Annotated in this window: 12 protein-coding genes; 10 read left to right on the forward strand and 2 right to left on the reverse strand. The window is 53.0% G+C overall.

The features are described from left to right. Nucleotides 1–160 precede the first annotated feature (160 nt). The 4 genes from F1728_RS12765 to F1728_RS12780 all read left to right on the forward strand — a co-directional run bounded on the left by F1728_RS12765 (nt 161) and on the right by F1728_RS12780 (nt 6,550). A complete protein-coding gene (locus F1728_RS12765) occupies nt 161–727 on the forward strand; it encodes a YqgE/AlgH family protein (protein WP_145438402.1) in 567 nt (188 codons plus the stop codon). Between the two features lie 61 nt (nt 728–788). Then, nucleotides 789–1,754 carry an aldose 1-epimerase gene (locus F1728_RS12770; RefSeq protein ID WP_155364426.1) on the forward strand — a complete coding sequence of 322 codons (966 nt, stop codon included), beginning with the start codon at nt 789–791 and terminating at the stop codon, nt 1,752–1,754. 19 nt (nt 1,755–1,773) lie between these two features. After that, the gene (locus tag F1728_RS12775) at nt 1,774–5,265 is read left to right on the forward strand and encodes a HEAT repeat domain-containing protein (protein ID WP_155364427.1); all 3,492 of its coding nucleotides are present in this window, start codon (nt 1,774–1,776) and stop codon (nt 5,263–5,265) included. A 202-nt stretch (nt 5,266–5,467) separates the two neighbouring features. Beyond that, complete coding sequence (locus tag F1728_RS12780) at nt 5,468–6,550, forward strand: hypothetical protein (RefSeq protein WP_155364428.1); 1,083 nt, start codon at nt 5,468–5,470, stop codon at nt 6,548–6,550. Here F1728_RS12780 and F1728_RS12785 read toward each other — a convergent pair. Continuing rightward, nucleotides 6,480–7,385 carry a 3'-5' exonuclease gene (locus F1728_RS12785; protein WP_155364429.1) on the reverse strand — a complete coding sequence of 302 codons (906 nt, stop codon included), beginning with the start codon at nt 7,383–7,385 and terminating at the stop codon, nt 6,480–6,482. The two genes, F1728_RS12780 and F1728_RS12785, sit on opposite strands and share 71 nt — an antisense overlap. Nucleotides 7,386–7,583: 198 nt before the next feature. Here F1728_RS12785 and F1728_RS12790 point away from each other — a divergent pair, with 198 nt between their 5' ends. Beyond that, a complete protein-coding gene (locus F1728_RS12790; protein WP_145035820.1) occupies nt 7,584–8,657 on the forward strand; it encodes an AAA family ATPase in 1,074 nt (357 codons plus the stop codon). 101 nt (nt 8,658–8,758) lie between these two features. Continuing rightward, nucleotides 8,759–9,907, forward strand: a complete 1,149-nt coding sequence (locus F1728_RS12795; protein WP_155364430.1) for a cysteine desulfurase family protein — start codon at nt 8,759–8,761, stop codon at nt 9,905–9,907. Between the two features lie 22 nt (nt 9,908–9,929). Here F1728_RS12795 and F1728_RS12800 read toward each other — a convergent pair whose 3' ends face one another. After that, the gene (locus F1728_RS12800) at nt 9,930–10,202 is read right to left on the reverse strand and encodes a hypothetical protein (RefSeq protein WP_155364431.1); all 273 of its coding nucleotides are present in this window, start codon (nt 10,200–10,202) and stop codon (nt 9,930–9,932) included. A 1,326-nt stretch (nt 10,203–11,528) separates the two neighbouring features. Between F1728_RS12800 and F1728_RS12805 the strand changes: the two genes are divergently transcribed. The 4 genes from F1728_RS12805 (at nt 11,529) to fliD (ending at nt 21,503) form a co-directional block, all read left to right on the forward strand. Continuing rightward, a complete protein-coding gene (locus F1728_RS12805; RefSeq protein ID WP_155364432.1) occupies nt 11,529–13,340 on the forward strand; it encodes a flagellin N-terminal helical domain-containing protein in 1,812 nt (603 codons plus the stop codon). Between the two features lie 305 nt (nt 13,341–13,645). Continuing rightward, entirely contained in the window at nt 13,646–17,839 is a 4,194-nt protein-coding gene (locus F1728_RS12810; RefSeq protein ID WP_155364433.1) for a tetratricopeptide repeat protein, read from the forward strand. Between the two features lie 40 nt (nt 17,840–17,879). Continuing rightward, entirely contained in the window at nt 17,880–18,572 is a 693-nt protein-coding gene (locus tag F1728_RS12815; protein WP_155364434.1) for a hypothetical protein, read from the forward strand. A gap of 213 nt (nt 18,573–18,785) precedes the next feature. Beyond that, nucleotides 18,786–21,503: a flagellar filament capping protein FliD gene (fliD, locus tag F1728_RS12820; RefSeq protein ID WP_155364435.1), complete on the forward strand. Its 2,718-nt coding sequence runs from the start codon at nt 18,786–18,788 to the stop codon at nt 21,501–21,503. Nucleotides 21,504–21,538 lie beyond the last annotated feature (35 nt).

Raw genomic sequence — 21,538 nt, forward strand, 5'->3', positions numbered from 1 at the left:
CCGCAGATTATTGCTGTGACACGGTAAGGGCGCTGGAGGGTCTCAAATCTAACTCTGTTTTTTCAGCTTTTGTCCAGATATAATGCTACCTGTTCACTCGAGGAGATTTTCCCGGACCGTCCGGAATTCAGTTCTGAACCAGAGGAGAAACATTCGCTTTATGCTGAAATCGTTAAAGGGACACTTTTTAATCGCCACCCGGAAACTTAATGATCAGAATTTTTACCGTTCCGTTGTGCTGATCGTAGAACATAACAATGAGGGTGCCACCGGTCTGATTGTGAACCGTCCATCCTCGTTCTCAATCACTAATGCGCTCTCCAGATACTTTGACATGCCCAAGCTGGAAGATCTGGTTTTTATGGGCGGTCCTGTAGAGCCCAACGGTATGTTTGCCCTGCATAATGCCGGCGATCTGGAAAAAGCCAAAGACGCCATCGTTCCCGGCCTGTTCATGGGCAGCAGTCCCGAGGTCTTCGAGCAGGTGGTCTGGCGGATCTCCGAAGGGGATCCCAATCTGGATTTCCGCATTTTCTTCGGCTGTGCCGGCTGGGCACCATCGCAACTGGAATCTGAACTCGATCGGATGGACTGGCTCACAACCCCCGCAACCGCGGAAGACATTTTCGAAATTGATCCCTACGATCTGTGGGACACGCTGCACGGCCGGGCGATGGAAGAACGACGTTTTCTTCCACAGGAAACCGCCCATCCCGAATGGAACTGAAACGAACTGCCAACCCAGTCGACACCACATATAACACCTGGAAACGAAACGACTCTGACACATGACGCCCCTGATAATTACCGATCCGGAAACCGGCTCCACCGCTCGCATCCTGCCCGAACTGGGATTTAACTGTTACCAGTTCCACGCAATGGTCGACGGCCAATGCATCGACGTGATCGACTCCCATCCCGAGTTCGAGACCGGAGAACAACGCCCCAGCAGCAGCGGGATTCCGATCCTGTTCCCCTTCCCGAACCGGATCGCCGGAGGTCGCTTCAAGTGGGAGGGAACCGCATATGAACTCCCCCCCGAAAAAACCTATCACGACAAAACAGGGAACGCCATTCATGGTTTCTGCCTGGACCTCCCCTGGCGAGTGATTGCCCACGAAGAAAACTTCGCCATCGCCCAGTTTCAGCTGAGCATTGATGGCAGACACCGCCTCCCCTGCTGGCCCGGCGATGCCTTTATTGAGGTCCGCTATGAAGTCAAAGGAGCCACCCTGCGGGCTGACTTCCGCATCGGGAATCCGGGCGACACCCCCATTCCCTGGGGACTGGGCACTCACCCCTACTTCAAGGTGCCGCTCTCCGCAGAGGGAAATCCGAAGAACTGCCTGATCGAGTCGCCGGCTACCGAAGAGTGGATTCTGTCTGACTGCCTGCCCACCGGAGACAAGCAGCCGATTCAGCCCGCACACGATTTACGTGAGGGTGCCTGGTTCGACCAGTTAAAAGCCGATGACATCCTCAGCGGCTTACCGGAAGACATCGATCAGTACGAATGTCTGATTATGGACGAGCAGGCGGGTCTGGTCCTCACCCAGGACTACGACAGTCTGTTCACCGAGCTTGTCGTATTCACCCCGCCCGAGCGGAACTGCATCTGCCTGGAACCTTACACCTGTGTGACCAACGCCCTCAACCTTACCGAAAAAGCGCTGGAAACCGGACTGCGGGTACTGCCCCCCGGGTCGGAAATCAAAACCTGGATCGAAATCCGGGCCGGCAAAGTGATCGTCTGATTAAGCGGAGTAACACAGTATGCCCATTCGATTCGATCTGTCCCGCACGGTGGTCTGCAGCCTGATTGCGTTCCTGCTCTGTTCGCCTCTGGTCAACGCACAGTCATCCCGGGCTCCTCAATCAGGCAGCCCACAGAAAGAATCGGAACGAACCAATGCCCGGGTCCGCCAGCAACTGGGGGAAATCGAGGCCCGCTTAAAAACCCGCAACCATAAACCGGCGCATCAGCCGCTGGTCTCTGAAAAAACGAAACTGTTCTTAACCCTGGATCAATCACTCAAAGGTTCCCGAAACAATCGGGGCCCGGACGAGTATCAATACTTATTGACCCAACTCACCCTGGTCAACGATTCGACGAAGCCGGTTAAACTGCAACGCGCGCAGGTGAAAGCATTCGTCGATGGCCAACCTCATCCGTTCGCCGGTCTGCCCTCAAATCTCAATAACCAAAGTGTCTTACTGGGGAAAAAGCGTCAGTTACTCAGACAATTGAAATTTGAAGATGAGGTCGTCGTCCCCCCCGGTAAAGTGGGTGGCCTCTGGATTCTACTGGGCGATTTGCCTGGAGGCGCCCAGACTCCGGAGATCGAATTTCGGACGACCATCGACCAGCAGCCACTGGCGTTGAACGTCAATCGCTTCGAACAGGGCAAACTGGATTACCAGGTCGAACTGTTGGGCCCCAGTCGCTGCCTGGCAGAACTGACCATCACCGGAGAGCTAAACAGCATCAACATCGGCGCCCTTGTCAAAGTCGTCGATGACCTGACTCTGAAAAACGTGAAACGCTTCGTACTCTACTTCCCCAAAGATAAGGTGGAAATTGAACACGACATCAGCCAATGGCTGCCCCGCATCGCCGCTTCTCTGGGGTCGAACGCCGTCCTGGGTGTTCCCTTCCCCCTGTTTCCGTCTGTCATCACGGAACTGCACCTCGCCGGCGAAGCGTTTAAAAATATCACAGTCCCCTACCTCGGCGGGACTGCTCCCCGGGTGACACATGCAACGGAAGAAGCAGCCATCCATGCCGCGCTGGATAGCGCCCTGGAAGTCCTCTCCCGCGACAAAATCGCCGAGCAGATCCGCACCGGTTCCCCAGCCATCAAAGCCGCAGCCCTCATCAGCGGCGGGCGACAGTTGACCAATGCAGAACTCCCCCTGGTGCTCGAGTTGACTTCCCACGAGAATCCCCGCGTCCAGGAAGCGGCATTGTATGCCCTGCGTTTTCTGGGTGATCCACGGGCATTCCAACGACTGGTGGAAGTCGCAAAGATGCCACCCGGCCCCCAGTTTGAGATGGCCATCGCCAGCCTGGCTGAGTCCCGTTATGCAGGCGGACAACAGGCGCTGCTGAAGATCCTGAAATCGCATCCGCCGGCGTCACAGAAAATCATCATCGAAGTCATTGCCCGTAATCCCCGTCCCGAGTGGGGCGCCGCGATTTACGAGTTCCTGGACAGCGACAACCGGGAGCTGCGTGAGGCAGCCATCCGGGCACTGGTTTTGAACGGGCACCCCCGCCTGTTTGAAGTCCTCAGCGATGCCCTTAAGTCCCCCGAAGAAGAAATTCGCAATGTCGCTTTCAGGGAATTAATCAAACGCAAAGACAATGCGAGTGAAGCCCTGGCCATGGAATATGTCCTGCAGCAGATGCAGCATTCCCTGCCCACGGGCGACATGCTCAGCTTCATCGACCGCATGAAAGATCCGCGGGCGATCCCCCTGTTATTTCAACACCTGGAAAAAGACAAGCTGGACGCCGGCCTGAAGGTCATGCTCATCAAAACGCTGGCTTCCATCGGTGATGAATCCGTCGAAGACCGGTTTGTAAAGTATTACCCCGGTGCCCAGCAGACCGAAAAACTGCTGATCCTCTCCACGCTCCAGAAACTGGAATCGCCCCAGTTCTTTGAACTCGCCAGGCAGGCACTGGACGACAGCAATCATTCGATCGTGAACGGCGCCGTCTCCGGCCTACGAAGTTCCGATTCCAATAAAGCGGTCGAGATTCTCGCAGAGGGTCTGACCAAAACAACCAAGTCATCGACCTGGGGTTCCATCTTCGGAGCCTTGGCCAATATCGGCACTCCCGAAGCCCGCCGCACTATTATGGATGCCCGAATCGCTGGAACCAATGCCGACAAAAAACGGGCCGCTCAATCTGCGCTGGAGAACATTTATCAGCGTTCCCCGGGAAATCACTATCTCAAAAAAGGCGAACAGGCACATCGTCGTAAAGAGTACAAGGAAGCCGTTGAGGACTATGATACCGCGATCAGCATCGACCCGCTGCTCGTACCAGCCTATCTGGCCAAAGCCAATACTCTGAACACCATGAAAGAGTACGACGCCGGTCTGAAAGTCGTAGAACAGGGCCTGGAAGTCGATAACATCTACGCCCGTCTGTACGTCACCCGGGGTTTACTTTACAGCAATCAAAACAAATTCGAGGCGGCCCTGGCAGAGCTGAAGAAGGCCATCGAAATTGCGCCTCAGGATCCCTACGGTTACACCGTGCTGGCTTCGCACTACTCCCGCATGAAACAGGATGACAAGGCGCTCGCGACCTACGACGCCTGCATCAAAGTGAATCCCAAACTAATGTCGATTTACGGCTTCAAAGCCGATCTGGAAATTGCCCTGAATCGTCCCGACGAAGCCATTAAAACGTTTGACCGGGCCATCGAAGCCAACCCCCGGCACATGATATCCTATTCTGAAAAAATCGCCCTGTTGCGCAAACTCAATCGGGAATACCAGGCCATCGCAACCTGCGACGATGTCCTGAAAGTCGACAAAAATTCGATCTACGCTTATATCACCAAGGCCTACATCTACCGGGACCTGAAACAGCTGGCCGATGCCATCGCTGCCTGTGACGCCGCGATCAATGTCGCCCCCAACAACATGGATCTCTACCTGATCAAGGCACAGACTTATAACAATGCCGAGCAGTGGGACCAGGCAATCCAGGTCTTCAATCGGGTCCTGCTAACGGAGAAAAAGGGTGATCAGTCGAATGAGAAAACAGAGAAAGTCCTGTTACAGGCCTATACGGGCCGCGGACATTCCCACCTGATGAAGCAGGACTGGAAGGCAGCCCAGGAAGATTTTCAGAATGCATTTGAACTGGATAAGCACGACTCACAGGCCATCACCGGACTGGCGATCTGCATGGTCTATAATCATCAGGAAGACAAAGCGATTCAGTTTGTCGAGAGTCAGTTGAATAAGTTCGAGAAGAACGACCTGTTTCATTATAACGTTGCCTGCGTGTTCGGCCGGGCGCTGGTCAACCTCAAAGACCAGCCTCAAACTCCCGCCGTCCAACAGCAGATCGCCGCTTATCAGAAAAAAGCGATCCACTACCTGGCTCTCTCTTCCCAACTCGGATTTGACGATGCCGAGTGGATGCAGAAAGACCCCGATCTGGCAGAATTGCAGAATCTGCCCGACTTTCGCAAGCTTGTTCAGCAGATTCAGAAGAAACCTGCCACCGTTAAACCGTGACACAACGGTCCCGCTAAGCCTCTATATCCGAACATCTTAGAGACACTGAGCGCATCGAGACTTTTTTGCCAGCGCCTGAACGCAGATTGCCGTTCCCGCAATTCCACCTTTGTGCTACATTTCGGCTCATCTCTGTCAGCACCTCTGATGTCCCCTGCCCTTCTCACAGTCTCATTTTCCCAGATTTTCTAAGAGTTCAGCGATGCATCGTCATCCCTTCTTTACGTACAGCCTCATCCTGCTGGTAGTCTCTTCTGCGCATGTTCGTGCCGCCGAGGAGCAGACTCCGGTAAACACCATTCTCACCCAATGGTCGGCCGCTTCGCGCTTTCTGTCTCCGGTCACACCGCAGTCCACGGTCGAGCAGTTCAAACAGCAGAACCAGGCTTATTTCAGCGGACACGAACTCGCACTGTTCTCCGAGTTTCAACAACCGGTTTCCCTCGATAAACTGAAAACCGAATACCGCTGGAAACTGATGAGTCAGTCTCAGAGCAGAATCGTCCTGCAGGGACAACCGCAGGACGCACTTACCCGCCGACTCTGTCGCCCTTTCGAACTCCAGATCAACGCCCGCTCCATGCTGCCGGAATCGCTGATGTTTCTGACACGAGAGTCAGCTCAGAAAGACCAGTTCGCTTCAATTGAGCTGACGGCGTTGAAAGTCACTCCAACCACTCGGATTCACACCAGCCCGGAACCGCAGTTCGTCAGACAGACAGTCGCGAAAGCGGTTTTCCCAGCTGCACAACTGGTACCAGCGGGTCAGTCTCCGATCAAACGGGTTGCTTTTACCAGTGATAATGACACCGAACGAAATCCAACAGAACGCCTGCAGATCGAGAAGCTGGTGACACGCTGGATTACAGAAACATCCCGTATCGATTCTGTACGGTTGGGTAACGGTATAACCATCTTCAAACGCAATCAGCGACAAACTGACGGGAAGCTGCTGTCGACTTACCGTAGTGCTTCAGACTCAACGGTCCGTGAAAAACAGGCATTGCAGGAAGTACTGCCCGGCTGGTTGATTGACGTCGATCAGAAGTCATTTCAGATCGAATCATTCACCATTGAGCTGGATGCAGAGTCCGCTGAAGCAGCGTCTCCCTGGTTTGTCACCTTGAAGCTCAAGCCTCATCCGGATGTCCCCCGGCCCGACTGGGAAAGTGTGGAACTGGAATTCAGCAGCAGACAGGCCCTGCCCATCCGCATCAGTGAGACCAGGAATGATCGTATCTCTGAATTCCTGCTGTCGGACGTCCAGGTGCACTACGCGAAATAAAATCGTATCCGCCTTTATTCCTCGGGGGCTCCCAGTCACCCCAGTGCTGCAGATAATGTTGATACGCTTTACTTTCGTTTTCCCCTGCCTCGCGTTCCAGATAACGGTAAGCCTCGGTAACGATGTCCTGTTCCTGTTCCAGGCTCAAGTGACCGGTCAACACCCGTGATCTGAGAAATACGAAGTAGGTGTCCAGGACATCACAACGACAATAGTCATTGATTTCATCTGCCTGCCCTGCATCGTACATCTCCTGCACCTTGGAACCGTCGATGCCGGTCTTGCCCGGCTTGCCGATCAGATTCGCCAGCAGATTCAGCCCGCCCGTCATGCGGGCAGCGCCGAAGTTGGTAAACATGTCCATCAGATCGATGTGCGCGTTCGTATTATAACGATTACGAGACTGATCGAAGCTGCGGGCATCGACGTTGAACCATTCCGGTAATGCAATCCCATAGCGATACGCGGCCAGTTCCAACACCGGCAGGTCGTAGCCCCTGCCGTTAAAGGTGACGAACGTCGGCTGTCCATAATGCCGCCAGCCCTGCCAGAACTTACCCGTAATCACATGCGGGCGATATTCGGGAGCATCCAGCACCGTCAAGTCCTGCAGACGATAGTCGGCTGTCAGTTTGGCTACCGCCACGGAAATCGGCAGCATAAATGTAGCCGGAATAAAGTTGCTGCCCGTTGCCTCAATCTGCTCTTCCTGATATTTCGCCAGTGCATCCCCGGGTGAGAGCCCTTCGCCCGGATAACGGACCCGGGAAATCAGGTCCCCATCGGCGATCGCTTCGACATCAAATACGAGATAAGCTACTTGAGACTGGGACACGTTTTTACTCGCTTTTTCGATCTAAATAAGGATAATAGCAGTACTTAACATACAAACCCGATCAGAACTGCCAGGTCTGATCTCGTCCGACTGGGCTGAGGTGACAAACGGCCCCTTCCAATCGGTTCTGCTGATAAGTATAAACAATAAACAGCGTTTATAGCAGTTTGGTTTTTTCTTGATAAGGCTGTGGTGGACATGACCAACCCTGATGAGCATCTGATGGTTCAGGAAGACGAAGACGCACAACGAGATCTGGAGACCCAGGCCATTCGCGGTCTGGCGAACGCTTACCTGTTAATGCGGGACGAAATCGGCAAAGTCATCATCGGCCAGACCGAAGTGGTCGACGAAATCCTGATTTCACTCTTCAGCCGTGGTCACTGTCTGCTGGTAGGCGTACCGGGACTCGCCAAAACCCTGCTCGTCAGCACCATCGCCAAAATTCTGCATCTTTCGTTCCGCCGCATCCAGTTTACTCCCGACCTGATGCCCTCCGACATCACGGGTACCGACGTGCTGCAGGACGACCCCGAAACCGGTCACCGCAGCTTCCAGTTCATGCAAGGCCCGCTGTTTACGAACGTCCTGCTGGCTGACGAAATCAACCGAACGCCTCCCAAAACACAGGCCGCCCTGCTCGAAGCGATGCAGGAACGCCATGTCACCGTAGGCTCCAATACCTACCGGCTGCCCGAGCCTTTCTTCGTACTGGCAACACAAAACCCGATCGAACAGGAAGGGACTTACCCCCTCCCCGAAGCACAGCTGGACCGCTTCATGTTCAACGTCGTGGTGAATTATCCCACCGCTGCCGAAGAACTGATGATCCTTAAGCAGACCACCGGCAATCAGAAACCCGAGTTAGAAGCGGCTCTCACCGGTCGCCAGATTCTGGCTTTGCAAGAGGTCGTCAGAAAAGTACCTGTCGCCGAGCATGTATTTGTCTATGCCCGCGATCTGGTACGAGCTACACGTCCCGGGGAAGATTCGGCTCCGAAATTCGTCAAAGAGTATCTGTCCTGGGGGGCCGGTCCGCGTGCGGGTCAGTTCCTGATTCTGGGAGCAAAAGCCCGGGCCATTCTGGAAGGCCGCTTCCATGTCTCCACCGAAGACATCAAATCGGTGGCACACGCTGTCCTGCGACACCGGATCGTGACCACTTTCCAGGCCGACAGCCAGGGACTGGGCACCGACGATATTATTGATATGTTGATCGAACATGTTCCCAATCAGCTGAAAGTCCAGGCCCAGGAAGCAGCCAAAGGCTGAGATCAGACAATCAGCGCGGCTCAACACCACTAAGTAAAACAATACAAGAGTACGTCTCCATTTTTGCCTGATGTTACAGGTAACCTGAATACAGGCCCGTCATGTCGATTCCCGCTGCACAACGGATTTTTCTGGATAACAATTCGACCACACCACCGCTGGATGAAGTCATTGACCTGGTGGCTACGGAATACCGGACTCACTATGCCAATCCGGGAAGCGCCCATGCAGACGGACGTCAGTCGCGCCGCGTCCTGGAAGATGCCCGCGAACTGCTGGCCTCACTGGTAGGCGCTCATCCCCAGGAAGTCATCTTTACCAGCGGAGGCTCCGAATCGATCAACCTCGCGATCCAGGGTTTCCTCCCCGGGACGGCGGGGGAAATCGCGCTCTCCGCGGGAGAGCATCCGGCAACCGTCAATACAATCCGCAGACTGGCGCCGCGGGGTATCAGGCAGAGAGTTATCCCCCTGGAATCCGATGGTCGGATTGATGTCGCAGCTCTGGAAGAGTTCGACTGGCAGCAGATTCAACTGGCGACACTGATCCTGGCTCATAATGAAACCGGCGTCATTCAGGATGTCGCTCCACTGGCAGCAATCTGCGAGAAATACCGGATTCCCCTGCACCTGGACGGCGTGCAGGCGATTGGAAAAATCCCGTTCCATTTCCACGATTCCGGCGCTACCGCAGTCAGTCTGGCAGCTCACAAATTTCATGGGCCGCGAGGCGTGGGTGCACTGATCGTGAAAGAGAATGCACGATTACTCCCCCAGATCACCGGCGGTCATCAGGAACGAGGCAAGCGGGCGGGTACGGAACCTGTTGCCCTGGCCGCGGGGATGGCATGGGCACTGGAGTGTGCCATCCGCGATCACAGACAGCGATCAGAACAGATGGCCGCCCTTCGCGATCGCCTGCAACAGGGCCTCCAGGAACATTGCCCGCCGGTCGTGATCAATGGTTCGCTGGAGCACCGGTTACCGAACACATTGAATATTTCGTTCCCTGGACTGGACGGGGAGGCGCTGCTGATCTCCCTGGACCTGGCGGGCATTTCCTGTTCCCTGGGCAGTGCCTGTGCCAGCGGTTCCCGGGATCCCGCTCCGGTTCTGCTGGCGATGGGCTGTCCCGAGCCGGTCTATCAGTCTGCTGTCAGGCTGAGTCTCTCGTTCCTGAATACAAATGAGGAAATCGAGGAAGCGATCCGCCGGATCAGCAGGGTCGTGCACCAGCTCAGAAGTGCATAGGCACAGGAAACAGTGCCCGGGGTTATTCCCCGGGATCGTCAAAAATGGTGAACTGGGGCATGGGCAGCTCAGATTCCGCCAGTTCTTTTAATTGGGCTTCAATAGTCTGGATGCGACTGGCAATCAGTTCGCGACGATGCATCCACTTCTGTTCCCAGGACTGGAACATGGATTTCAGATTTTCAGATTCGACTGCTGAGTCATGACGGGCTTTCTGAATTTTTACAAGTGATCCTCCTAATCGTGATTGGGCTTCCTTAACCTGCTGACTGATGTGTTGGGGACACAAAGGCATGCGATGCTGCTCCCTAAGGTATGCGATTTATGATTATGGTCTGCTGAGGATGATTTAATCCTGGCAAGCGAATGGACCGGTGCAGGTGAACTATGATTCTTCTTATTTATTCCATCAACCGTTGCGACATCATCTGTCTGACTATTCAACCACCTGCGGTTGCGGATTCGCTTTTGGTAAGATATGAAAAATGGATCGTCATTGCCGATCAGCGATCTTGAGCAATAAGCGAAGACTTTTTGCATGAACTGTTTCAGTGAGAGTGCGAACTAAGTTCATTTGTTACGACCTGCATTCATCAGAAGAATCAGCATTAACCCGTATAATCAATAACTCTGCGACAGCAGGCATAAAAAGTTGTCACCTTCGCCTGTGAACGTGATTCGTATTAACGCAAACGCAATCTGCCTGGAAACAGATTAATGATTCCTCTCTCGCCGTTATTTTATCACCAACGAACCACTGACAATTGTTGCGACCTGCGCGACCAGTAAGTGAGTCAATCCGCACTCCCCCAATGCGCGCGAGTCACTCCCTCAAACCAACAGGCTGAATCATCGAGACAACACCAGCCAGAGTCGCTCCAGGCCCTGAGTCTTTCCCGGCATCGCGCAGAGGATGCTTCCTGGTGTTTCATAACGACGACTTCGCCATCCACTTGTAGAGGAGATCCTCACGAGCCGGCAGCGCCTGTCACTCGCTGAACGACTGACTCTTTCCCCCCTCTGGAATTCTATTCAGATCAAGCTGAGCCGAGTCGGTTTTCGAGCAGCCTGTCAAAATATGACGGTTAGCCCGACCCTGCCCGTTTCATCGCCGAGGCAACGTCCTGTCAGGTAAAACGTAACGATCATGACGACTGACTCGGTCTTTCTGTCGCTTCGCCTGTCATGATCACCATTTTCCTCTCTCACGTTAAGGCAGGTGCAGCCGAACTTTTGATGAAGGATCGGATAACAGTTACAGGTCATCCCTTCCTGCATGGGAAAACGGAGAGATCGGTTTATTTTCAAAAAAACACCAGAGTCGCTTAATTTACCCAAAGTAACATTCCGATAGTTAAGGAGCGTGAATGCGCAGTTTCCCTCTGTACATTCATTGCATCATCTGAATCTGGAATGGTTTTGTTATGGAAAGATAAGCCACATCAGTTCGAGGCATCCTGTCACGACAGATGACATTGATCCACATTTCTCGGATATGACAGGAACGAAAACTAATGTTTGCGGGCGGTTTCAGCACTGCTCGAGAACCTGAATCATATAGTAGCTCTAACCTTGAAAACCCCTAGGGAGCTTTCATTACAAGTGAGAAAGGCTATTTGCCATGACACGAATTAATACTAACGTAGCCGCGCTGAGAGGCTTACGTAGTTTGAATAAGTCTACCAACCTGCTGGACACTTCATTGACCCGTCTGTCCACCGGTTTGAAAATTAACTCTGGTAAAGATAACCCCTCCGGTTTGATTGCCAGTGAAACCCTGCGTTCACAGGTTTCCGCGATTGAACAATCTATCAAAAACTCAAACCGTGCCAGCAACGTGATTGCCACCGCTGACTCGGCTCTGGGCGAAGTCACCAACCTGCTGAACCAGGTTCGTGGTCTGGTTCAGGAAGGTTTGAACAAAGGCGCTCTGTCTCAGGACGAAATCGAAGCGAATCAGCTCCAGATCGATACAGCGTTATCAGCCATCAACCGTATTTCAGCGAACACCTCATTCGCTGGCGACAAGCTGATCGATGGAAGCAAAGCTTTCCGTACTCAGGCTTCTGCCACCGATGCTGCTAAACTGTCTGACTACCAGGTCAACGAAGCCGTATTCGGAACCAGCAGCACCATCACTCTGGATGCAACCGTTGTAACCGCTGCCACTCAGGCCAGCCTGGATTACAGTGCTGTTGACGGCGGTCTGGCCAGCGCAACCACCATCGAAGTAGGTGGTAAGAGCGGTAGCCAGGTGCTGTTCCTGGGTGCTTCCAGCTCACTGGATAACGTCCGAGACGCTGTGAACGGCGTGAGTGACATTACCGGTGTGACTGCAACGAAAACCAACAAGGTTGCCAGCAACCTGTCCTTCAACAACGCCAACGCTACGAACTCCGGTCTGACCTTCACAGATGCCCGGACTTCAGACAGTGTTCTCGGCGATTCCGGACAGAACATCCGCGTTCAGTTTGTCGACCCGTCTGCCAACAGTGCCGCTGCTAACATCTCATTCAGTAATAACAATACCGATATTACGATTGTGGTTAGCCTGGGAACACTGGCAAACGGTGACATCTCATCAAACGCGACTTCCATCAAAACGCTGCTGGATGGTAACGCTGACGTGAACGCTCTGATCTCCACCGCCGCAGAAGGTGATGGTTCAGGTGTCGTCGAAGCAGAAGCTGCTGCTGCCCTGTCCGGCGGAACCAACGCATACCTGACTTTCAGTGCCTCCAACTACGGTGCTGATGAATTCGTCGATGTGAATGTACTCAACGGTAGCTTCGACACAGTGGACAACATCACCGACGGCAATGCCCTGAAGCGTGCCATTGGTTCGGACATCGTTACTCGGATCAACGGGCAGGTTGCCCAGGGTTCCGGTCTGACTGCCAACATCCGTTCGCAGCAGCTCGATGCTTCGTTCTCCTTCACCGCAGCTGCCAACGTTGCCGACAACACGGCCAGCCTCACCATCACCGGTGGTGGTTCGCTGTTCCAGATCGGTCAGGACGTCTCTGCCGCTGGTCAGATTGGTATCGGAATCGAAGCTGTTAACACAGCCCGTCTGGGTGGTGTTTCCGGTAAGCTGTTCGAAATCGGATCGGGCGGTGGTAAGAGCCTTCTGGACGTCGGTCCTTCTGTTCCTGGTTCCGACCTGGTGAACATCATCGAAGAATCGATCAACCGTGTATCGACTCTCCGTGGTCGTCTGGGTGCGGTTCAGAAGAACGTGATCGAAACCAACGTTTCATCACTGGGTGTGGCTCTGGAAAACATTTCCGAAGCCCGTAGTCAGATCGTGGATACCGACTTCGCTGTCGAAACCGCAAACATGACCAAAGCTCAGATTCTGAACCAGGCTGGTATTTCGGTTCTCTCGATTGCCAACCAGAACCCACAGCAGGTATTGAGTCTGCTCAGATAACCCCTGAGTAAGTCGATTGCCGACTGAAAACAATCTGATACGAAACAGAAAAGCACTATCCATCGCAAGGCGGATAGTGCTTTTCTCATTTACCCATCCTGCCTGTTCTCCAGTCAATTGCGGAGTGTTTTCCCCTGTTTCAGGCGGATTTGCTTCCGGTTCTAGAAACTGCTTATCTTGCCACCCGGCTTAGCCGATACAGACAGAATAACCGGAAAACTCAGCCTGCCCATCCAGATCAGGCTGCCAGTCTCAGCTCAGATTGAAAACCGTTTCAATCAGCTTCATGATTGAAAGAAGAAGTCATGCCTTCACCTCAGGAATTACTGACTACTGCAGTCAAGCAGCATCAGGCGGGGAATTTGCCTCTGGCAGAGCAACTCTACCGCGAAGTGCTGCAGCATGACCCGGGACAGGTCGACGCATTGCACCTGCTGGGTGTGGTTTATCTGCATCTGCAACAGTTCGAGAAAGCCATCGATTTCATCACCCGAGCCATCTGCCAGAATGATGGAATCGGCTCGTTCTTTTCCAACCGGGGCGCGGCCTGCAAAGGACTGGGCAAATTAGACGACGCCATTACAAACTACGAACGTGCACTGGAGCTGGAACCGAAAAATGCCGCGTTTGTTTACAATCTGGCCATCACCCTGGCTCTGGCAGGGGATCAGGAACAGGCAATCCAGGCATACCGGCGTGCACTGGAACTCAAGCCCCTCTATCGGGAAGCATTGATCAACCTGGGCAATCTGCTTGCAGAAACGGATCAGCTTGAAGAGGCTATTTCGATCTGCCGTCTGGTTGTGGAACAGGCACCGCAACTGCATCTCTCGCATTTCAATCTGGCTAACACCTTGGCGAAAGCCGAAGATCCAGAAGCAGAAGACGAATATCAGGCGGCTCTGGAACTCGCCCCCGGACATCTGGATACACTCAAAAACTATGCGGTCTTTCTCTCTGCACGCAATCGAAATGAGCAGGCGATCGAGATCCTGCGAGAAGCAGCAGCCCTGCAACCGGACTCCTGGGAGATCCTTAATAACCTGGGCATTCTGTTCGCGGAACAGGAAAATTTTGAGAAGGCACTCTCCTGCCTGCGCGAAGCACAGCGTCTGACCCCGGAGAATGTGGATATTCAGTTCCACATCGGAAAAGCCCTGGAAGAATCAAAACAGATTCACGAAGCCATGGTCGCATACCGGGAAGTGCTCAACAGACATCCTAACCATCCCGGTGCGGCGTTTCATCTGGGCTCTCTGGTCGCCTCGGTTGGTGACTACGATTATGCGTATGACATTTTTCAAAGTCTCTACCAGAGCGATCCCACCAATACGGCTTCATTGTTCGGCATGGGTTCCGTCCGTATGCGACAGAACAAAATCGGTTCTGCCGTTGGTTACTTTGAATCGCTGGTCGCCCTGGAACCGGAACACCTGCAATCACGCCTGAACCTGCTTGAGCTCTATTCGCGACAGTTAAGAAATAATGAAATCGAAAAACATGTCGCCGCAGGCCTGGAGCATCATCCGGAAAATGCCGTGCTCTGGAACTACCAGGGACATATCCAGAACCAGAACAGACAGGTGAAGAAAGCACTGAAGAGCTTTCTTAAAGCGGTTAAATTTGACGACACCTATGTGCCCTCCTACTGTAATCTGGCATCCATTTATCAGACGATGGGCATGTTCCAGGAAGCCCGACAGGCTTTGGAAAAGGCATACGAGCTGAATCAATTGCCCGAATATCGTCTCGCGCTGGCCAGCTTGCTGCCACCCATCTCCGCTTCTCTGGAAGCGATTCAGGAAGTGCGTAAATCCTTCGTAAATAAAATCGAAGAGATGCATGCCGACCAGGTCCAGATCGACGCCTCAATCAAACTCACACCGGGTACGTTTTATCTCGCCTACCAGGGATTTAACGACCGTCCGGTGATTGAACGCATGGCCGAGCTGTATCAGATTAAAAACAATCTAAGCTGGAATCCTGCAGAATCAAACGTCCACAGAGACGGTCGTATCCGGATCGGATTCATCTCCAGCCTGTTCTACAATCACACGATCGGCTCCCTGATGAAAGGGATCATCCGCAATTTCGATCGTGAAAAATTTCATGTAATCACGATCTCTCCTACGAAATATTCGGACGACACAGCCAAAGAAATCCGTAATCACTCTGATGAGTATGTCTTTCTCGGCGTCGATCTGCAGCAGGCAAATGAGACTCTCAAAAGCCTGGAACTGGACGTCCTGTTCTATGCCGACATCGGGATGGACCCGTTCATCTTCTCACTGGCAACCACCCGCCATGCGCCAGTGCAATGCGTCACCTGGGGGCACCCGGTCACTACCGGCCTGAAGACGATCGACTATTTCATTTCAAGTGAACTCGTCGAAGCGGAAGACGCAGACGACCATTACACCGAACAACTGGTCAGACTGAAAGACCTGCCCGCTTACTATTACCGCCCTGCCCTCCCCGAGGAAATCAAACCCCGGGCTGCCTTTGGTCTGTCTGACGATGATCACATCTATGCCTGCCCCCAAACGCTGTTCAAATTTCATCCGGAATTCGATCAGGTACTGGCCGGGATCCTGCGAAAAGACCCACAGGCACGCATTGTGATGATTCGGGACCAGACCTCCCGGTGGAAGGATCTGCTCGTCGAACGGTTCCAGAAATCCTTCCCCGACGTGGTAGACCGGATTCTCTTCCTGCGTGGCATGTCGACACCCGACTTTTTGAATCTGATTTATATCTCCGATGTCATGCTCGACCCGTTGCACTTCGGAGGCGGGAATACATCGTACCAGTCTATGGCAATCGGCACACCAATTGTGACACTCCCCTCCAGCTATATGCGAGGTCGCGTCACCCTGGCGATGTATAAGAAAATGGGGCTCACGGACTGTATCGTCTCTTCGGTTGAAGAGTATATCGATCTGGCTTGCCGGATCGGTTCGGATGAAAACTTCCGCGATCAACTCCGCCTCAAAATACTTGCTAAAAGTCAGCTTATTTTTGAAGACATCAGTGCGGTGCGGGAACTGGGAAGTTTTTTCGAGACTGCACTGCAAAACCACATTACAGATCGTTCAAACTCACATACTCTGACCTGTTCGGATACTGAAAAGGACCATGGCATGGATGCTGAATCACAGCCGTCAGAAAACTTAGATCGTTCTAACATTTACGATACGGCTATGCGAAACTATACCTGCCCGGCCTGCAGTTATCACATCGCAGTTCAGTTCTACGATGGTGGACTGCTGCCTTTAACCACACTGGCCTGGCCTCAAAGCACGGAAGAAGCACAGGCCATGGAACGCCTGCCACATGATTTTATGCGGTGTGTGGACTGTGGCCATATCTCGAATGCGGCCTTCGATTATGCGAAGGTCCCCTACTCCGACAAACCCAACCTGATGTTCAATAAAGGAGCCATCTGGTCTGAGCACCTGCAGAAAGTCTGTGATCTGATCGCTGCCAGCCTCCCCGAGAACCCGACAGTCGTCGAAATCGGTTGCGGGGAAGGACACCTCATCCGTTCGCTGGCTAGGAAAATCCCTTCCGGAAAATTCATCGGCTTCGATCCCAACGCGGAAATCGAAACCGAGGGGGGACTGATTGAAGCACGCACCATGCTGTTTGAACCCGGACAGCACCTGGCTGAACTCCAGCCCGATCTGATTATCAGTCGGCATGTCTTCGAACACCTGATGAACCCACTGGGCTTCGCTCAGGAAGTGGCTTTCGCCGCCAATGTCGCGGGTTGTGCAACGCGTCTGTTTATCGAAGTTCCCTGTATCGACGGCGTTTTGGCAGCCGGTCGTACCGTGGACTTCTTCTACGAACACAATTCTCACTTCACTTCACAGTCGCTGGAACGGTTGTTGACCCGTTGTGCCACTCATGTGGATCTGATCGAAACCAGCTACAATGGTGAAGTCATTTATGGCATGGCCAGTTTCGAACCACAGAAGCACCAGGTCGAACTGGCACGTCAGGCGATCGCCTTCCAGAAGAAGGCCCGACAGTCAGCTGCTCAACTGGCAGTCCAATTCGAAGAGCTGGCCAATACCGGTAAACGGACTGCCATCTGGGGAGGGACCGGTAAAGCAGCCGCCTTTATCAACCAGCACCAGTTGGATATGCAACGTTTCCCCACCGTCATCGATTCTGACATGAATAAAGCTGGCACATTCGTGCCGGGTACGGGACAGGAAATTCACTTCCGCGACTGGTTACTGGATCACCCGGTCGATGTCATTCTGATCGCCACACAGTGGCGGGCCGCGGACATCGTTCTCGAAATTCAGCGTAATCAGATTCCCTGTGAGACGATTCTGATCGAGTATCAGGGACAACTGATCAACTATTTCGATGATAACCATCCCTACCGTCGTGAAGAAACCCGCGGTGGCTCACAGATTCCCCGCCCTCAGTTTCTCTCACAAAAAGAACGACGTCTCGACTCGATCGACGCAGATCAGAACCAGTAAGCAGGCATTTTCAAGACTCGCTCTGAAACAGGATTAGAACATGATTATCTTCAATTTCGGTATCCCCAACTCCGGTACGGACTGGTCACAGGCCGTCTTTAAAAAAATCTGGGAAAACCAGAATCATACTTTCCGGGTTGAGGAACCTGCGTGTATCGAAGAATTGAATCAGATTATCGGTACGCTGAACGTTCATGAGCGCATGATTCTAAAGTTTGATCTGTTAACAGAAGAGGCGATCCAGGCAGCACAACAGGGGGCTGTCCGTCCGTTTTACCACTATCGTGATCCACGGGATGTGGTCAGTACTTCGATGCAGTTGCATCAGACTTCTTTTTCAGATGCCGTAGAAGCCACCGTTTCCGCGTACCAGGAAATTCACCATGCACTGCCCCTGCCGGGCATTATGGTCATCCCTTATGAACATATCGCAACTCATTCAGAAGCCCTGATCTTCCAGATGGCGACCCAACTGGGAGTTCTCTTAAAGCTGGATGTTGTTGCCCGTATTGCGGAAGAAGTTCGCGAGCTGTCTATACAACCAGCCTCATCTGAATCGGATGAACCGAAAGTGGGACAGACGGTCCGCATCGACCAGGAACATACCGCGGACACTTCGGTCGTACAACCACTGCAGATCGGGAAATGGCGCGATGAACTTTCTCAATCAGAACAGGCCATGGTGAACCGGTTCTTTAAACCTCTGGTAACACAGTTTGGTTACCCGGAATAAGCTGTGCTTTACATCGCTTCAGCATTTTCAGCCAGTACAGCCGACACAATCCCTCAACTCAACCTGAGATCAAGTTCCACAGGCTGAGATAAAACAGGCCGACTCAAGCAGCAGGTTTTAACTAACCGATAAATATTGTGAGTCTGTAGTACTCCCTGCGCGGACAGATTTTGGAAATGACGAACCTCAGTAGAATCAGATCGATTTACTAACATGTCAGGCATCAGTTCCGGTGTCGGTCTGGCAACCGGATTAAACATCAATGAGATTGTAGATGCGATCATCGGCGTGCAGAAAAATGCGCTGGTGAAGTTGTCCAGCCGTGCGCAGGCTTTCGAAGCGACGGAAGGGGGCATTAAAACCCTTGAAGCCAACCTGCTGACTCTCAAGACCGCGACTCAGAAACTGAATCTGAAAAGCACCTTCGAAACCCTGAAGGCCACCAGCTCCGATACCCAGCAGTTCAGCGTCGCTGCCAACAGTACCGCCACCGCAGCCACTTACCAGTTACAGGGGCTGCAGACCGCTACCAACCATCAGGTTATTTCCGACGGTTTTCCCGACACCGACACCACACCCATCGGCACCGCGACCACGATTACGATTTCCAACGGCGGGGAATTGAATCAGCCCAGATTGCTGGAAGAACTCAATAATGGCGCAGGAGTGCAGCGCGGCAGCATTCGGATCACTGACCGCGACGGACAAACCGAAATCGTCGATCTTTCCAAAACGCTGACCATCGACGATGTCGTAAATCAAATCAACCAGTCAGCCACATCGGTGGTTGCCAGCATCCAGAATGATCACCTGGTCATCAGCGATACCAGCTCCGGTTCGGGGACTCTGAAAATCAGTGAAGTGAGCGGCGGAAAAACAGCAGCCGACCTGGGAATTCTGAAATCCGTCGTTGGTCCCTCTTTTGACGGTGATTCTGTCTACCGCATCACCGAAGAATTCAAACTGTCACAAATCAACGACGGTAACGGTATCACAACTGTCAGCGGACTGGATGATTTTCAAATTCTCGCTTCGGACGGCAGTACCTTTGATGTCAACCTGGATACTGCCCAGTCGGTCGGCGATGTGGTCGATCTGATCAATAATCATGCTTCCAACGGTGGTAATGTTACCGCAGCCGTCTCCAATAACGGACAACTGACTCTGACCGACAACACCGGTGGGGCAGGCTCCTTCACCGTCAGTGCTCTGAATGGATCACTGGCGGCCCGGGAACTGGATATCGAAACGACGGGTACAGGCGGCGTCATCACGGGCACACTCAGCGGCGGGCTGAATTCAGTCCTGCTCAGAAATCTGAATGGGGGAGTCCAGTCCGGGGGACCGGTTTTAAATGCCGGGTCGGTATACATCGAAGATGGGGCGGGAGGAAATGCCACCATCGATTTCTCTTCCGCAAAAACGCTGGACGAGGTAATCGATCTCATCAATGGCAACGGCAGTATTCAGATTGAAGCCAGTCTGAATCAGGCGGGAACCGGTATTTCCATCAAGGATACTTCCGCCGCCTCGGGCACATCGATTGAAATTCAGGACGTCAGTGGCAACCTCGCGAGCACACTCAAAATCGACACGCTGCTGGCAGATAACAAACACACGGTCGACTCCGGCTCGCTCGACCTGCGATACGTCAATCAGAATACATCACTGGAAACCTACGGAAAAAACGGGACCGAGATCCCTTCGGGTAGTATCCGCATTATCGACCGTGATGGTACCAGCTTCGTAGTTGACCTGTCCGATACAGAGACCACTAAAACCATCGGCGATGTCCTCACGAAGATCAACGATGCCGCAGGGACCGCGGGCGCCCAGATCAATGCCCGCCTGAACGACACCGGCGACGGCTTCATCGTGGAAAGCACGGGGGGCAGCTCATTTGATGTAAAGATCGAAGAAGTTTCAGGAGGTTCGGTCGCAGCCAGCCTGGGTATTCTGGGTTCCGGAACTACCGGTGTTACCAGTCGACAGACCACGGAAATTTCCATCGAAGCAACCGACACTCTGGCAGACATCGCCGAGAAGTTCAATGCCTCTGGAGTAGCCTCCGCTACGATCATCGACGATGGAACCGCCTTTAATTCATCACGGTTGTCGATTACATCCTCACGCAGTGGTGCAGGCGGCGAGTTGATTCTGGAAAGCGACTATGATTTCGGGTTTTCGACCTCCGTCGAAGCCAAAGACGCGTTGATCCGCATCGGCAGTAACCCCCAGACATCCTTCCTGCTGACTTCATCGACCAACAGTTTCGATGATGCCATCACCGGACTGGAAATCGATCTGCTCTCGGTCGGAGACGCACCGTCCACAATCAATGTGGCCCGCGATACATCCGGTATCAAGACCACGATAAAAAGCTTTGTGAACTCCTACAACAGTTTTGTCGATGCGACTGATAGCCTGACAGGCTTTGATCCAGAGACAAACCAGCGCGGGGTTCTCAACGGGAACAGCCTGATCTTTAACATCACTTCCCGACTGGAAGGTCTGCTGACGAAAAAACTTTCCGTCAGCAACAACTCGATCAAGAGCCTGTCCGAGTTGGGGATTGTGTTCAACAGCAGCGGCAAACTGCAACTCAAAGAAAGCACGCTGGATCAGAAGCTGGCAGATGATCCCACTGCGATCACGGAATTCTTCCAACAGGAAGATCATGGCTTTGCGGTGGTGATGGATGAAGTCATCACCTCAATGACTGACCCGTTCACCGGCACATTGAAAGCACAAACAGATTCACTCCAGGCTTCTGCCCTGTCACTCAACACCCGGGTTGCGGAACTGAACGAGATTCTGGAAGCACGACGACAACGCCTGATTGAGCAGTTCACTCTGCAGGAAACGATAGTGAATCAGCTGAACTCTCAGCAAACCGCTTTGAACAGGCTTAATGCATCATCCGATAAGTAATACGAATAATTAAAAACGACTGAAGAACTAAATAA

The sequence above is a fragment of the Gimesia benthica genome (assembly GCF_009720525.1).
Taxonomy (GTDB): Bacteria; Planctomycetota; Planctomycetia; order Planctomycetales; family Planctomycetaceae; genus Gimesia; species Gimesia benthica.